Origin of the sequence: Microbacterium sp. As-52 (assembly GCF_049949185.1) — a bacterium.
Classification (GTDB): domain Bacteria; phylum Actinomycetota; class Actinomycetes; order Actinomycetales; family Microbacteriaceae; genus Microbacterium; species Microbacterium maritypicum_A.
In genome coordinates this window covers 2583282-2597519 of the sequence record NZ_CP188171.1, presented here as the reverse complement: position 1 = coordinate 2597519, position 14238 = coordinate 2583282, and the positions used below count along the sequence as shown (strand labels likewise).

Genomic DNA, 14238 nt, shown 5'->3' with positions numbered 1-14238 from the left:
TGGAGGGGTGAAGAAGCCCGCGCCTTTCCTCGTCTACACCGTGCTGCGGCTGCTGGCGTTCCTCGTCCCGCTCGCCATCCTCTGGGTGTTCTTCCCGATCTTCCGAGAGTTCTGGTGGCTCGCCGCGATCTTCGCCGCGCTGATCGGCATGAGCATCTCGATGCTGTTCCTGCGTACGCCCCTGACCGACGCCTCCGCCCGGTTGCAGGAACGCCGCGAGAGCCGCTCGTCCGCCGGACAGGCCGATGCGGATGCCGAGGACCAGGTCATCGACGAGTCGAACGACCCGATCGACGGCGACGCCAGGGCCTGAGCGCCCCAGCCGCGCTCAGCCGACGAACGCCCAGAAGAGGGCGCCCGCGTAGAGCAGCGACGTCAGCGACGTGAGCGCCAATGCGGTCACGAGTTCCTTGGGCTGCCGGTAGGACCACACGATCGCGATCGCCGGGAGCCCTGCGAGCAGCGCCAGCAGCGAGATCCACGCGATCGGGAACGCCAACGCCAGGAAGGCCGCGATCCCGAACGGCGCGATCACGAAGAGGGTGAACAGCACCTGGGTGGCCCGGCGTCCGATCAGCACCGTCAGCGTGCGCTTTCCCACTTCGCGGTCCTGATCGATGTCCCGCAGGTTGTTCGCGAGGAGCACGGCGCAGGCGAAAAGGCCGGTCGCGATCGCACCGAGCCACGCCTGCTGCGGCAGCGCGAAGATCTGTACCCAGGTCGTGCCGAGGGTGGCGACGAGCCCGAAGAACACGAACACGAAGACCTCGCCGAGGCCGTAGTAGCCGTAGGGCCGCTTGCCGCCGGTGTAGAACCAGGCGGCCACGATGCAGGCGGCGCCCACCGCGAGCATCCACCACTGTCCGGTGCGCACGACGATCGCCAGCCCGACGAGCGCGGCGAGCGCGAAGAACACCAGCCCGATGATGAGGACGGTGCGCGGCGCGACCCGCCCGGATGCGGTCAGGCGCGCGGGCCCTACCCGGTGGGCATCGGTGCCGCGCACGCCGTCGCTGTAGTCGTTCGTGAAGTTCACGCCGATCTGCAGCAGCACCGCGACGGCGAGACAGGCGAGCGCGATGACCCAGTGGAACTCGGGCCCGGTGCTGCGCGCGGCTCCCGTGCCGATCACGACCGGCGCGATCGCGAGAGGAAGGGTGCGAAGACGCGCGGCCCCGACCCAGTCGGAGGCCGTCACGGGGCCCGCTTCGACCGCCGGACGCTTCGCCGGGTTGCCGCTCGTGCGGACCGGGGTGCGCTTCGCGGTCGGGGTCTTCTTCTTGCGCTGGGAGGATGCTGCCACGCAGGGAATCCTACTGGCCGGGGCGATGCCCGACCTCAGCGTGAGGGCCCATCAGGAGTTCGGGTTGCTGTCCTTGCCGTCGAGCCACAGAGTGTCGGACGCGTCTGCGTGGGCACCGCCCGTGCCCACGTGCTTGTCGCTGATCTGCGGGCCCTTGGTGATCACGTGCACGAGCGCCATGGCGTGCCCCTGACCGAGTTGGTAGTCCTCTTTGAGCCACGCGACGATCGGCGTCGCCTTGGTGGTGCGGTCGAACCCCTTCTCGGTCGCGAGCGCGATGAACTGCCGCGGGGTGAGGCCGGTCTTGGTCTCGATGTTGTCGAGGTATGCCTGGAAGGACATCGGTGCTCCTGTGGTCAGTCCTCATCGAGGAACGTCTGGATGATGGTGGCGGAGGCGTGGATGCCAATGATGCGGAGCACCCCGTCCCCCACGTTGGTGAAGCGGTGCGGGATGAAGGCGGGCCCGGTAGCCGTGTCTCCCACCCCGGCCACGAAAGTCTCCTCGCCCACCGCGATCGAGGCAATGCCCTCGATCACGACCCAGGTCTCAGGATAGGGATGCCAGTGCAGCCCCGGCCCTTCCCCCGGCTGGTTCTCGACGAAGAAGTACGACACCTCGGCGCCGTGCTCGGCTCCCACGAACCTGCGGCTGCCGCCCGTACCGATGCGGATGTCCGCCCCGGAGACGACCCCGTTCGATGGTGATGTGCTGTTCATGGCACCAGTCTCGACAGACTCGCGAAGAGTCCCTAGAGTTTCGACGTGGATCGAAACTCCGGCCCGATCGAGGGCGTCGAGCACCCAGATCACCGCGTCGAGTTCCACCTGAGCCCGGGTGACGTCGAGGCGGTGCGGTTCGGCATCTCGCCCGGACACGAGCTCGCGCACGCGGTACGGGTACTACGGCGACCGACCGCCCACCCCCTGCAATGGGGGTGGCTGCGTTCCGTGCGCGACCGCCTCCCCCGCGACGACGTCGCGCTGCTCGCCACTGTGATCGGCGACGACGGCTACTTGCCCGACTTCCTGACGACCACGCCCCGCTGGGACCTCACGCCCGAGATCGAGCTCGACGAACTGCGCGCCGCATCCCTCGGCCCGATGCGCGTCGACTTCGGGAAGATGGTGGCGCGGTCGAGCGGAACCCGGCGAGAGGCTCTCCGCGAGATGCGGGATCACCCCGCCCGCGCCCGCAGCCTGATCGCCGACGCGTGGGGCGCCGTGTGGGACGCCGCACTCGCCCCGGTGTGGCCGCAGCTCGACCGGCTGCTGCGCGCCGACATCGCCGTCCGCACACGCACGATGGCGAGCGCGGGCATCGCCGGCATGGCCGGCGATCTGCACCGACAGGTGACCTGGGGGTCCGGTGCCGTCCGCGTCTCGCTGCGCCGCCACAGCGAACAGGTCGACTGCCGGGGAAGCGGCATGGTCCTGGTCCCGTCCGTCATGTCGTCATGGGGATGCATGGTGCTCACCGAGCCGCCGGCACAGCCCACCCTGTTCTATCCCGCCCGGGGAGTCACGGCCGGATGGGCCCGCGACGCCACCGAGATCGCCGACGCCCTCGGCGCCCTGTTGGGGCCGGCCCGAGCGGCCATCCTGCTCGGCGCCGGCACGGCCCGCACGACCTCGCAGGTGGCACGCGATGCCGACATCGCGATATCGACGGCATCGCACCACCTCTCGGTGCTGCGGGGCGGCGGTCTCATCGCCAGCGAACGCCACGGCGCCAGGATGCTGCATCTGCGCACACCGCTGGGCGAGGCGTTGGTCGGCGCGATGCTCTGACGCCCGCTCGTCCGACTACTCGGTGGAGCCCACCGGGATGATCGGCCGGTGCTCGTAGTACGTCTGCAGGACCACGGTCGTGCGGGTGCTGACGTTCGCCGCGAGCCGCACGTCGCGCACCAGTTCTTCGAGCGCACGCGGTGACGGAACCCGCACGAAGAGCATGTAACTGGCATCGCCGGCGATGGAGTGACATGCCTCGATCGCGTCCAGGTGCTCCAGCAGCTCGGGCGCGTTGTCGGGCTGCGCCGGGTCGAGCGGGGTGATCTCGATGAACGCCGAGAGCGGCGTGCCCACCTGCTCGGGGTCGAGGATCGCCTGGTATCCGGAGATGACTCCCCGCGTCTCCAACCGACGCAGGCGCGACTGCACCGCCGAGACCGACAGCCCCACCGCATCCGAGAGCTGGGAGAGCGTGGCACGGCCGTCACGGGAGATCGCGGTCAGGATCGCGCGGTCGACAGAGTCATCCATGGCTGTAAGATTATCGTCAGGATTCCGTTTGTGCAGGAATCTTTCCGTCAAAAACTCCGATCGGAGGTCCCGATGTCCCTTCTTTCCGCCAACAGTTCCGCTGTTCAGGCCATCGTCGGCGAACCCGAGGTCGTCGAGGACGCATCGATCGCCGAGCAGTCGACCGCTTGGGCACAGCTCAAGGACGCGGCGATCGCGATCCGCGAGATGCAGATCAAGGACGGCTCGATCCCGGACGCCGCTCATCATGCCGCCGCCCGCGAGCTGGTCGGCGCCATCACCGCCGCGATCCGCGCGCTCGCCCCGGCCTTCCCGCACGACGCCGAGTATCTCGCCGCCTCCGTGGTCGACTTCGACCGCTGGTCCGCCTCGGACTTCGGCGTGCCGGACTTCCTCGACTCGCTCATGGCCTTCCAGCCGCAGCAGCACCGCGTCGACGGCATCCGTCACCTCGTCGTGTTCCCGATGTACACGCAGAACGGATCCAGCGACCGCCTGGTCGAAGCGCTGATCGTCGAGACGATCTGGCCGGAGTTCATCGCGGCGCTCGAAGCGGGCGACTACGGCAACAAGCTGTTCGTCTCGCTGCGTCTGGTCGACTTCACGCCCGGATACGACACCAACTCGGCCGTGCTGTTCCCCGAGACCGTCGCGATGCGCGAGATCCCGTCCTTCACATGGGGCGCGATCTTCCAGGACCGCGAGGCGGCCCGCTACCGTCGCGTCACCCGTGCCGCGGCCGAGATCACCAACCTCGACCTGCCGGAGCGCGCGGCCGCGATGCTGGACGATCAGCAGGTGGCAGAGAAGACGTTCGTGATGTGGGACATCATCCACGACCGCACCCACATGCGCGGAGACCTGCCGTTCGACCCGTTCATGATCAAGCAGCGGATGCCGTTCTTCCTCTATTCGCTCGAGGAGATGCGCTGCGACATGACGGCGTTCCGCGAGTCCGTGAAGATCGAGCGCGCCCTCGCGGCACGCATCGACGCCGGCGAGGAGCTCACCGCGACCGAGCAGGAGATGCACGACTACGCGCACCTCGTGCAGTACGCGGTGATCTTCGACCGCATCTTCCGCTTCTCGATCACGGGCACCCGCACGCGCAACTACGACGCGGTCGGCGGGCAGCTGCTGTTCGCATGGCTGCACCAGCGCGGCGTGCTGCACTGGACCGACACCGCTCTGGCGTTCGACTGGGACAACGTGCCCGATGCCGTGGTGGCTCTGGGCGACGCGATCGACGACCTGTACTGGCACTCGATCGACCGCCCGAAGGTTTCGCACTGGCTCGCCGCATACGAACTGGTGCGCGGCACGCTCACCCCGCACCCGGCATCGCAGTGGGCTCGCGGGCTCTCGGACGAGATCCTCGCCGGTGCGCCGAAGGGCTACACGGACGCCGTGATGGACGACGAGTTCCCGCTGTCGATGTTCTTCGAGACCCTCGACAAGAAGATGAAGCCGGTCATCGAGTCGACTGTCGGCATCCGCGGTACCGACGACTGAGGATGAAGACCACGCGCGCACCGCGCGCGTTCCGAGTGTGACGCTGGGGCGCACCGCGCTGCGGCCGGAACCTGTTCTGCGGATCTCTCCGCGGGTTCCGGCCGCAGAAGCCCCGACGACGCGGAAGAGTGGACACATGGCTGAACGCACCGATTCGAACGCCGCCGGACGCACCGTCGTCCTCGCCGGAGCGACCAGCGCCGCCGGCCTCGCCGCCACACGCGCACTGGTCGCCGCGCATGCCCGTGTCATCGCCACCGGCCGCTCCGCGGAGCGCCTGCGGGAACTCGCAGATGCCGGGGCTCAGGTCGAGGTCGCCGATGCGACCTCCCTCGACGCGATGACCGCCGTGGCCTCGCGGATCGGCCCCGTGGATGCGGTGGTCCCGCTGGTCGGCGGCTGGCGCGGTGGTGGAGGGCTGGCCGGGCAATCCGACGCTGACTTCGCCGCCCTGCTGCCGGCACTCGAAGCGGTGCGCGCCACGAGCCGGGCGTTCGACACTGCCCTGCGCGCCTCCGCGGCCGGACGCTTCGCGATCGTCTCCTCGACCGCCGTCGCACGTCCCCTCGCCGGCGGGGCGAACTACACCGCCGTCAAGGCCGCGAGCGAAGCCTGGGCCCGAGCGGTCGCGCAGGGGTATGCCAAGGCGTCGCGCGAGGCCGGGGAGCCACTGCGGGCCGCATCCGTCGTGTTCCGCGCCCAGGCGCTCGACGCCGAGGTGCTCGCTGCACGGATCGTCGCGCTGTGGGATGCGGACGCCGCCGAGCTCAACGACCGGGTGTTCGACGTGGCCTGATTCCGCCCGGGATCACCGACGCGGTCCCCCGGATTCGGGGGGAATCCCCGGCACGACGGGCGGCGCGTCCGCACGCCGGGTCACGACGGGCTCGGTCTCGTCATCGTCCGGTGTCCGGTCCGAGATCTCCTCCTCCGCCCCCGCGATCTCCTGCTCCGGAGCCTCTGCGTACAGCTCTGTGAGCTTGCGGTACGAGCGGGTGAAGAAGGCCAGGGTGGCGGCGACGACCATGATCAGTCCGGCGAACAGGCAGATGAGCGCGATGCCTCGGGCCTCTCCCTCGCCGAGCAGCCACCCCCACTGCCGCTGCCCCTGCGCCGTGTCCATGTACGGGATGATCAGGAACTCGGCGATCGGTGCGATCAGGAATGCGGTGATCGGGGCCGCTGCCGCCTCCATCGCGGCGGCCACTCCGAACACGCGCCCCTGCCGCTCGAACGGCACGACCTTCTGGATCACGGTCTGCTCGGCCGCCTCCACCGGAGGCACCAGCGCCATGTACACCCACATGCCGACCACATACAGCGGCCACCACTCCCGCAGCATGAACACGGAGCCCAGCAGCCCCATCGCGATGACCACGAGCAGCATCGTGCGCATCGGCTTCGGACCGAGACCGAACTTGGCCACGAGTCCCCCGCCGACCAGGAATCCGGTCGACGCGAACGCCAGGGCGAATCCCCAGGTCTGGGCGTCGAAGAGCGTCAGCCCGTAAGGATCCATGAGCGCCATGTAGACGCCGCCGATGAGGTTGTTGAACGTGGAGAAGATGATCAGTGCGAAGAGGCCGGGAGCCAGCCGGATGGCCCGCACGCTTCCCCGGAAGTCGAGCGCGCTCGACGCGTTCGGGTCGGGCTCCGGATCGCCCTCGGGGATGCGTACGAACAGCAGATGCACGAAGGTGAGCGCCATGGCGGCGATGGCGATCGCGAGCGTCCACCCCATGCCGAGGAAGCCGATCGAGAGTCCCGAGAACACGCTCGTGACGAGGAAGGCGATGCCCTGCACCGTGCCGACCAGGCCGTTGGCGTTCGCACGTCTCTCTTCGGGGATGAGCAGGGTGACCGTCGTGGACAGCGCGATGTTGCGCAGCTGCTCGATGACTCCGCCGAACAGGATGATGCCAGAGAACAGCCAGAACCACGGTCCGCCCAGGTCGAGCAGGGCCGCCTCGGGCTGCCAGAGGTAGAGCACCCCGGCCACCAGGAAAGCGACAGCCGAGATGACGCTCGAGATCACCATGACGGTGTGCTTGCGGTTTCGGTCGACGATCGTGCCGAACGCCATCGCGAAGAACGCGACGAACAGCATGTAGGCACCGCCGATGATGCCCGTGGCCAGCACCGACTGCGTCTCGATGTAGACCCAGAACGTGAGCGCGAACCACAGGAAGCTCGTCGTCACGTTCGCGATGAGCGTGTTGACGAGGACGTTGGCGAAGGCCCTCTTCGCTGCGGTGCGCTGCATGCCTAAGAGGGTAGGACCGGCCTCCGACATCCGGAAGCCCCTCTCCGGACAGAGCATCGTCGTCGCACCGCGAGCACCGGCCGGACAATTAGGCTGGGGAGGTGAGCATCCAGCATGACCCCGCGATCCGGGGCTTCGCCAGTGACAACTACTCCGGTATCCACCCCGAGATCCTTGCGGCGATCGTCGCGGCGAACGGCGGCCACCAGAGCGCCTACGGCGAGGACGCGTACACCGCGCGCCTGCAGGAGGTCTTCCAGGAGCACTTCGGCGAGGGCGTGGAGGCGTTCCCGGTGTTCAACGGCACCGGCGCGAACGTGACCGGCCTGCAGTCGATGCTGCCGCGTTGGGGCGCGGTGATCGCCGCCTCCACCGCGCACATCAACGTCGACGAGGCTGCGGCGCCCGAGAAGATCGGCGGCTTCAAGCTGCTCACGGTCGCCACCGACGACGGCAAGCTCACCCCCGAGCTGATCGACCGCGAGGCCTGGGGCTGGGGCGACGAGCACCGCGCGCAGCCGCTGGTCGTCTCGATCACCCAGACCACCGAGCTCGGCACGCTGTACACGGCCGAAGAGATCCGCACGATCGCCGACCACGTGCATGAGCGCGGCATGAAGCTGCACCTCGACGGCGCACGCCTCTCGAACGCCGCTGCCGCCCTCGACCTGCCGCTGCGCGCGTTCACCCGTGACGCGGGTGTCGACGTGCTCACCTTCGGCGGGACGAAGAACGGTGCCATGCTCGGCGAGGCGATCGTCGTGCTGAACCCCGAGGCCTCCCACGGACTGAAGTACTCGCGCAAGTTCAACATGCAGCTGTCGTCGAAGATGCGGTTCGTGTCGGCGCAGCTGATCGCCCTGCTCGAGAGCGACCTCTGGTTGCGCAACGCCCAGCACGCCAACGCCATGGCTGCGCGTCTGCGCTCCGAGATCGAGGCCGGCATCGCCGACGGCTCCATCCGGGGCGTCGGATTCACCCAGCCGACCCAGTCCAACGGCGTGTTCGCCACGCTCCCCGACGGAGTCGCCGACCAGCTCCGCGACTCGTTCCGCTTCTACGACTGGGATGCGGCGCGCAAGGAGGTGCGGTGGATGTGCGGCTTCGACACCGAGCAAGCCGACGTCGACGCCTTCGTCGCCGAACTCGCCCGGCTCACCACGGCCTGAGCGCCGCGAAGGCCAGCAGAGCAGACGTCAGCGCAGAAGACGTCAGCGCAGAAGACGTCAGCGCAGCAGACCGAGGCTCGCGAGAGCCTGTCGGATGAGCGTGCCCCGGCCGTTCTCCATCTCGGCGGCGACCGCGTCGGAACCGGCGGCCTCCGGCGAGAACCAGGTGACCTCGAGAGCGTCCTGACGCGGCTCGCACGTTCCCGTCACCGGCACCACGAACGCCAGCGACACGGCGTGCTGCCGATCGTCGTGGAACGCACTCACCCCGGGGATCGGGAAGTACTCGGCCACCGTGAACGGCAGCGGCTGCGGCGGCAGCAGCGGGAAGGCCATCGGGCCCAGGTCGTTCTCGACGTGGCGGAAGAGGGCGTCGCGGATCGTCTCACCGAAGCGGACGCGACCGGACACGATCGTGCGGGTCATCTCTCCCATCGGAGTGGAGCGCAGCAGGATGCCGATCTCGATCACCTGGCCGGAGCCGTCGGTGCGCACCGGGATCGCCTCGACGTAGAGCATCGGCAGACGGCGCCGAGCCTCTTCGAGCTCGAACTCGCTCAGCCAGCCGGGATTCGCGTCGGGCGCGGGCCGGTTCGAATCCGGGAAGTCACCGAGACCGTCGTCATCGGGCTCCGGATCGGGATCAGGTGTGCGGACGGCCATGTGTCCTTTCTACCAGCCGCTTCTGCGAACCGACACCGCGCGCACGTCGGTCGCCCCTGGCAGGATGACGGTGTGAGCGAGAACCTGACGATCGACGACACCGCGACCCGATGGTCGTCCCCCGACCGCGCGGGGATGCCACTGCTGGTCCTGCTGCACGGCTACGGTGCCGACGAGCACGACCTGTTCGGACTCGTCCCCTCCCTCCCCGAGGGCATCGCCGTCGCATCCGTCGCTGCGCCCCTCGCACCCCCGTGGCCGATGCCGGGGCGCTCCTGGTATCCGATCGAGGGGCTCGACGGGCGCAGCTCCGAGGCCGTGACCGCCGCGGCGGAGGCCTTCCTGCGCTGGCTCGACACCGCGGCGGCCGATGCTCCCTCGGTCGCCCTGCTCGGCTTCTCTCAGGGCGCGGCGGTGTCGCTGCAGGCTCTGCGCCTGGCACCGGAGCGCTTCGGGGCCGTCGCGGTCCTGAGCGGCTACGCGGCACCGGGCGAGCTGCCGAACGACGAGTCGCTGGCAGAACTGCGCCCGCACGTGTTCTGGGGTCGGGGCACGCATGACGACGTCATCCCGCCCGCGTTGATCGATCACACCGCGCAGTGGCTGCCTGCGCACTCCGAGCTTTCCGGACGGGTGTACACCGGCCTCACGCACAGCATCTCCGAGGAGGAGCTGACCGACGTGCACCGGTTCCTCACGAAGTGGCTGGAGGGGATCACCAACGGCTGATCAGAGCTCGGGCTTCTCCTCTGGCTTCTCCGCGGAAGCGCCGGGATCGCCGTCAGGGCCGTCGTCGGTGTCGTCGCCGTCAGGGCCGTCGCTGTCAGGGGCGTCGTCAGGGTCGCCCTCAGGCTGTCTTCCCGGGCGGGAACCCCCGCCCGACGTGATGGCGACGGAGAGCGCGACACCGATCGCCACTCCGATCCCGATACCGAGCGCCCAGTTCTGCAGGGCGGCACCCATCGACGCTCCGATCGCCACCCCGAGCGCGAGCCCCACACCCAGGCCCATGCGCGAACGCGACTCCTGCGGACTCGGATCCTGATCTGCCATGACTCCACGGTACGGATCCGCCGGCTCGACGGCATCCCCCGCACGACGGATGCTCGACACGCCCGGGGGTTGCGCGATCCTGACAGCCCCGGGTATCGTCGGGGAGTCCTGTCCGCCGTGTCTGGAAGTCCTTTGATCTGATCCGTCGCCTCCGCGCTCTTCTTTCCGCGCGCTGACCCGACGATCGCCGACTCCACGGCAGACCCTCTCCTCTCGCATCCTGTGACGCGTGTCACGGCCCGGCAGAGGCTCGGTGTCAGTGCACCCTCGCACTCGACAGGAGACACTCATGTCAACTCCCACCACTCTTCACGCGTCGGTCATCCTCGACCGGCTCACCTTCACCTGGCCCGACGGCTCGGTCGCGCTCGACGGCGTCTCGGGCGCATTCGGCTCTGGACGCACCGGCCTGGTCGGTCGCAACGGCGCGGGCAAGTCGACGTTGCTGCGGCTGATGGCCGGCGAGCTCGAACCGACCTCGGGCATGGTCACGGCATCCGGCGAGGTCGCGTACCTTCCGCAGCAGCTGACTCTCGACGTCGACCGCCGCGTCGCCGAGCTTCTCGGAGTGTCGGAGGCGCTCGACGCCGTGCGGGCGATCAGCGCCGGCGACGTCGATCCCGCCCACTTCGACGCGGTCGGCGACGACTGGGACATCGAGGCGCGCGCCGAGGCGTCCCTGGCGGAGGCCGGTCTCGCGCCGGACTTCCTCGACCGCAGGGTCGGAGAGCTCTCCGGCGGGGAGGCCGTGCTCGTGGCGATCGCCGGCATCCGCCTGCGCCGCGCACCGATCACGCTCCTCGACGAGCCGACCAACAACCTCGACCGTGACGCCAGGGCGAAGCTCGCGGCGATGGTGCGCGCCTGGAAAGGCACGCTCATCGTCGTCAGCCACGACCTGTCGCTGCTCGAGCTGATGGACGACACCGCCGAGCTCTACGCCCAGACCTTGAGCGTTTTCGGCGGTCCGTATTCGGAATGGCGTGCGTGGCTGGACGCCGAGCAGGATGCCGCGAAGCAGGCCGAGGTCACCGCCGCCCAGGTGCTCCGCAAGGAGAAACGGCAGCGGATCGAAGCCGAGGTGAAGCTCGCCCACCGCGCGCGCACGGCGAAGAAGGCGGAGATCGAGAAGCGGGTCCCGAAGATCGTCGCGCACGGCCGGAAGATGGCCGCCGAGGTATCGGCCGGCAGGCTCCGCACCGAGGTCGGAGCGAAGGAGGATGCCGCGCGCTCGGTGCTCGACGAGGCCGGGCGACGGGTACGCTCCGATTCGTCGATGAAGATCGAGCTGCCCGACCCGCAGGTGTCGCGCAGCCGCCGCATCGCGACGGTCGGCGATCACGAACGCGCGTGGGTGATCCAGGGGCCGGAGCGGGTCGCGCTGATCGGACGCAACGGCGCGGGGAAGACCACGCTGCTGGAGCGGTTGGTCGCCACCGGCGTTCACAGCTCAGGAGCAATGACTCCCGTCGGGCCGCAGGGGCGGGAAGGAAGCGGATCCGAGACGGAGGTCCTGAGTTCCGTACGGCCAGCCCTGCATGCCGAAGCCCATACCGACCTGATCGGCTACCTGCCGCAGCGGGTCGACGGCCTCGACGAGGAGCGGTCGGTGTTCGAGAGCATCGCGGCCGCGGCGCCGCACGTCCCGGAGAAGGAGCTGCGCAACCGCCTCGCGCGGTTCCTCATCCGAGGGGCCACCGCCGAGCGACCGGTCGCCGCCCTCTCCGGTGGCGAACGCTTCCGCGTCGCGCTGGCGAAGCTGCTGCTCGCCGACCCGGCACCCCACCTCGTGGTGCTGGACGAGCCGACGAACAACCTCGACCTCGACACGGTCGACCAAGTCGTCGACGCCCTCCGCGCCTACCGCGGGGCCGTGCTCATCGTGAGTCACGACGATGCGTTCCTGCGGCGGCTCGACCTCGATCTGACACTCCAGATCGACGCCGACGGCGCGCTCCAGGAGGTCTCGCTGGAGCAGTGACGCGCGGGAGGACGACAACGCGCGGAAGACGACGACGCGCGCCGGGACTCCGTTTCCTCGGCGCGCGCCGTCGTCGCATCGGAACCGTCAGACGAGGCCGACCTCGTAGGCGAGGATGACGGCTTGCACGCGGTCGCGCAGATCGAGCTTGAGCAGGATGCGGCCGACGTGGGTCTTCACCGTCGACTCCGACACGAACAGGCTCTCGCCGATCTCGGTGTTGTTGTATCCCTTGGCGATCGCGAGGAAGACATCCCGCTCGCGTTCGGTCAACACGTCCAGCCGCGAATCGACCGCCTCGGCCTGTCGGGGAAGACGGGTGGCGAACAGGTCGAGCATCGACCGTGTGACGCGCGGCGAGACAAGGGCGTCACCGGCGGCGATCGCGCGGATCGCGGCGGTCAGCTGCGCGGGCGGGGTGTTCTTCAACAGGAACCCGCTCGCTCCTGCGCGGAGGCTGCCGAACGCGTACTCGTCGAGGTCGAAGGTCGTGAGCACCAGCACCCGGCTCGACGGCGTGCTCCGGACGATGCGCCTGGTCGCCTCGATCCCGTCCATCTCCGGCATCCGGATGTCCATCAGGATCACGTCGGGTCGCAGATCGGCCGCGAGGTGCACGGCCTCCGCTCCTGAGACGGCCTCCCCGACCACCTGCATGTCATCTTCGGCATCGAGCACCATCCGCATACCGCGACGGATCAACTCGTGGTCGTCCACGATGAGCAGCCGGATCTTCTCCTCGGTCATCCCTGTTCCTCCTGTTCGGGAAGTTCCACCCGTACGCGCCATCCGCCCTCGGGGAGCGGACCGGCGTCGACCGTCCCGCCGGCCAGCCGCGCACGTTCCCGTACGCCCACGAGGCCGCGGCCCGATCCGACCGAGGCCGCCGGCGGGCCCTGCCGGCCGTCATCGGTGACCTCGATCACGAGGACCTCGCCACGGAGATCGAGACTCACGAGCACCTCACGCGGGTCCTTGGCATAGCGCAGCGCGTTCGTGAGCGCCTCCTGCACGATGCGGTGGATCGTGTTCTGCAGCGCCGGTGACCCGGGCGCCGCCCCTTGCATATGCACCGTCACCGGCAGACCCGCGGAGCGGAAGGTCTCGACCAGGGCCGTGAGTTCCGCCAGTCCGGGGTTGGGGCGCAGCGGGCTCTGCTCCTCGCCGTCGTCCGCGTCGTCGCCGAGCGCGCCCAGCAGCTGGCGCATCTCGACGAGCGATTGCCGTCCGACCTCGCCGATCTCCTGGATGGCGCTGCGCGAACGCTGCGGATCCTTCTCCGCGAGCGCGCCGGCGCCGTCGGCGAGCGACACCATGACCGACACGCTGTGCGCGACGACGTCGTGGATCTCGCGGGTGATCCTCGCGCGCTCGGCCAGCGTCGCGATCCGCGCCTGCTGGTCACGTTCGCGTGCGAGCTGGTTGGCGCGGTCGAGGATCGCCCCGATGTAGCGCCGCCGGTCACCCACGGTGACTCCGAGGAGCGCGGCGATCAGCATCACGACGAGGAACAGCAGGCTGCCCGGCACATACGTGAAGCCGCCATCGGGGGCACCGCGGCGCAGCCAGTCGAGAGCGGGGAGCACCACGACCCCGGCCAGCACCGTCACCCCGAAGGCGACCCATCCGCTGCGGTTCGAGCGGTAGACGAAGAGCGCGTAGAGGGCGAAGCCGACGCCGATCGGCTCGGCAGGCGTGTCGGCGATGAGCGCGACGACCGCGACGACCGCGAAGACCGCGAACGTGAGCCACGGCCGATGCCTGCGGAAGAGGAGTCCTCCCGCCGCGAGAACGCCCAGCACTATCGGGACGACGATCGGAGCGAGCGGAGTCCAGTCGCCCGAGGAGAGGGGAGCGACGACCGCCCAGAACACGCTCACGATGAGGTAGGCGAAGGTGAGCAGACCGTCGAAGAGCCAGGGGTGGTTTCCCCAGAACCGCCGGACGACCCCCGGCGGCCGCGGCAGGTCCACCGACCGGACCCCGCTCTCGCCGACGGATGCTGACTCTCGCATGTGACGACTCTACGC

Annotated in this window: 16 protein-coding genes; 7 read left to right on the top strand and 9 right to left on the bottom strand. The window is 69.3% G+C overall.

All coding sequences use genetic code 11. The features are described from left to right. The first annotated feature begins 7 nt into the window (after window positions 1–7). Complete coding sequence (locus tag ACLFA2_RS12485; protein WP_021201170.1) at window positions 8–313, top strand: DUF4229 domain-containing protein; 306 nt, start codon at window positions 8–10, stop codon at window positions 311–313. A gap of 15 nt (window positions 314–328) precedes the next feature. On the opposite strand, the gene ACLFA2_RS12480 is transcribed toward ACLFA2_RS12485, so the two are convergent. Genes ACLFA2_RS12480 through ACLFA2_RS12470 form a run of 3 tightly spaced genes read right to left on the bottom strand, consistent with a single transcriptional unit; the run spans window position 329 to window position 2022 of the window. Further along, window positions 329–1303 carry a 1,4-dihydroxy-2-naphthoate polyprenyltransferase gene (locus tag ACLFA2_RS12480; RefSeq protein WP_136024438.1) on the bottom strand — a complete coding sequence of 325 codons (975 nt, stop codon included), beginning with the start codon at window positions 1301–1303 and terminating at the stop codon, window positions 329–331. A 51-nt stretch (window positions 1304–1354) separates the two neighbouring features. Beyond that, window positions 1355–1645: a DUF4287 domain-containing protein gene (locus ACLFA2_RS12475; protein ID WP_021201172.1), complete on the bottom strand. Its 291-nt coding sequence runs from the start codon at window positions 1643–1645 to the stop codon at window positions 1355–1357. A gap of 14 nt (window positions 1646–1659) precedes the next feature. Next, a complete protein-coding gene (locus tag ACLFA2_RS12470; protein ID WP_426621402.1) occupies window positions 1660–2022 on the bottom strand; it encodes a cupin domain-containing protein in 363 nt (120 codons plus the stop codon). Window positions 2023–2067: 45 nt separating this feature from the next. On the opposite strand from ACLFA2_RS12470, the gene ACLFA2_RS12465 reads away from it, so the two are divergent. Continuing rightward, a complete protein-coding gene (locus tag ACLFA2_RS12465) occupies window positions 2068–3093 on the top strand; it encodes a DUF5937 family protein (protein ID WP_426621401.1) in 1026 nt (341 codons plus the stop codon). A gap of 15 nt (window positions 3094–3108) precedes the next feature. Here ACLFA2_RS12465 and ACLFA2_RS12460 read toward each other — a convergent pair whose 3' ends face one another. Continuing rightward, the gene (locus ACLFA2_RS12460) at window positions 3109–3567 is read right to left on the bottom strand and encodes an Lrp/AsnC family transcriptional regulator (RefSeq protein ID WP_017829260.1); all 459 of its coding nucleotides are present in this window, start codon (window positions 3565–3567) and stop codon (window positions 3109–3111) included. Between the two features lie 72 nt (window positions 3568–3639). Here ACLFA2_RS12460 and ACLFA2_RS12455 point away from each other — a divergent pair, with 72 nt between their 5' ends. Both ACLFA2_RS12455 and ACLFA2_RS12450 read left to right on the top strand, forming a co-directional pair. After that, on the top strand, window positions 3640–5079 hold the full coding sequence (locus ACLFA2_RS12455; protein WP_426621400.1) for a DUF6421 family protein: 1440 nt from the start codon (window positions 3640–3642) through the stop codon (window positions 5077–5079). Window positions 5080–5215: 136 nt separating this feature from the next. Then, window positions 5216–5875 carry an SDR family NAD(P)-dependent oxidoreductase gene (locus ACLFA2_RS12450; protein ID WP_426621399.1) on the top strand — a complete coding sequence of 220 codons (660 nt, stop codon included), beginning with the start codon at window positions 5216–5218 and terminating at the stop codon, window positions 5873–5875. 12 nt (window positions 5876–5887) lie between these two features. On the opposite strand, the gene ACLFA2_RS12445 is transcribed toward ACLFA2_RS12450, so the two are convergent. Next, window positions 5888–7342: an MFS transporter gene (locus tag ACLFA2_RS12445; protein ID WP_426621398.1), complete on the bottom strand. Its 1455-nt coding sequence runs from the start codon at window positions 7340–7342 to the stop codon at window positions 5888–5890. Between the two features lie 101 nt (window positions 7343–7443). Between ACLFA2_RS12445 and ACLFA2_RS12440 the strand changes: the two genes are divergently transcribed. Next, the gene (locus ACLFA2_RS12440; RefSeq protein ID WP_167255555.1) at window positions 7444–8511 is read left to right on the top strand and encodes a threonine aldolase family protein; all 1068 of its coding nucleotides are present in this window, start codon (window positions 7444–7446) and stop codon (window positions 8509–8511) included. 57 nt (window positions 8512–8568) lie between these two features. Here the strand turns inward: ACLFA2_RS12440 and ACLFA2_RS12435 are convergent, their stop codons facing one another. Further along, the gene (locus tag ACLFA2_RS12435; protein ID WP_021201180.1) at window positions 8569–9174 is read right to left on the bottom strand and encodes an NUDIX hydrolase family protein; all 606 of its coding nucleotides are present in this window, start codon (window positions 9172–9174) and stop codon (window positions 8569–8571) included. Between the two features lie 72 nt (window positions 9175–9246). Here ACLFA2_RS12435 and ACLFA2_RS12430 point away from each other — a divergent pair, with 72 nt between their 5' ends. Further along, window positions 9247–9903: an alpha/beta hydrolase gene (locus tag ACLFA2_RS12430; protein WP_426621397.1), complete on the top strand. Its 657-nt coding sequence runs from the start codon at window positions 9247–9249 to the stop codon at window positions 9901–9903. Here the strand turns inward: ACLFA2_RS12430 and ACLFA2_RS12425 are convergent, their stop codons facing one another. Then, window positions 9904–10227, bottom strand: coding sequence for a hypothetical protein (locus ACLFA2_RS12425; protein WP_426621396.1), 324 nt, complete (start codon window positions 10225–10227; stop codon window positions 9904–9906). It abuts the gene before it with no gap. A gap of 289 nt (window positions 10228–10516) precedes the next feature. Here ACLFA2_RS12425 and ACLFA2_RS12420 point away from each other — a divergent pair, with 289 nt between their 5' ends. Further along, window positions 10517–12208, top strand: a complete 1692-nt coding sequence (locus ACLFA2_RS12420) for an ABC-F family ATP-binding cassette domain-containing protein (protein WP_426621395.1) — start codon at window positions 10517–10519, stop codon at window positions 12206–12208. 87 nt (window positions 12209–12295) lie between these two features. Here the strand turns inward: ACLFA2_RS12420 and ACLFA2_RS12415 are convergent, their stop codons facing one another. Then, entirely contained in the window at window positions 12296–12955 is a 660-nt protein-coding gene (locus tag ACLFA2_RS12415; RefSeq protein WP_029260003.1) for a response regulator, read from the bottom strand. Beyond that, window positions 12952–14223: a sensor histidine kinase gene (locus tag ACLFA2_RS12410; RefSeq protein ID WP_297555700.1), complete on the bottom strand. Its 1272-nt coding sequence runs from the start codon at window positions 14221–14223 to the stop codon at window positions 12952–12954. The genes ACLFA2_RS12415 and ACLFA2_RS12410 overlap by 4 nt, the downstream gene beginning before the upstream one ends. Window positions 14224–14238 lie beyond the last annotated feature (15 nt).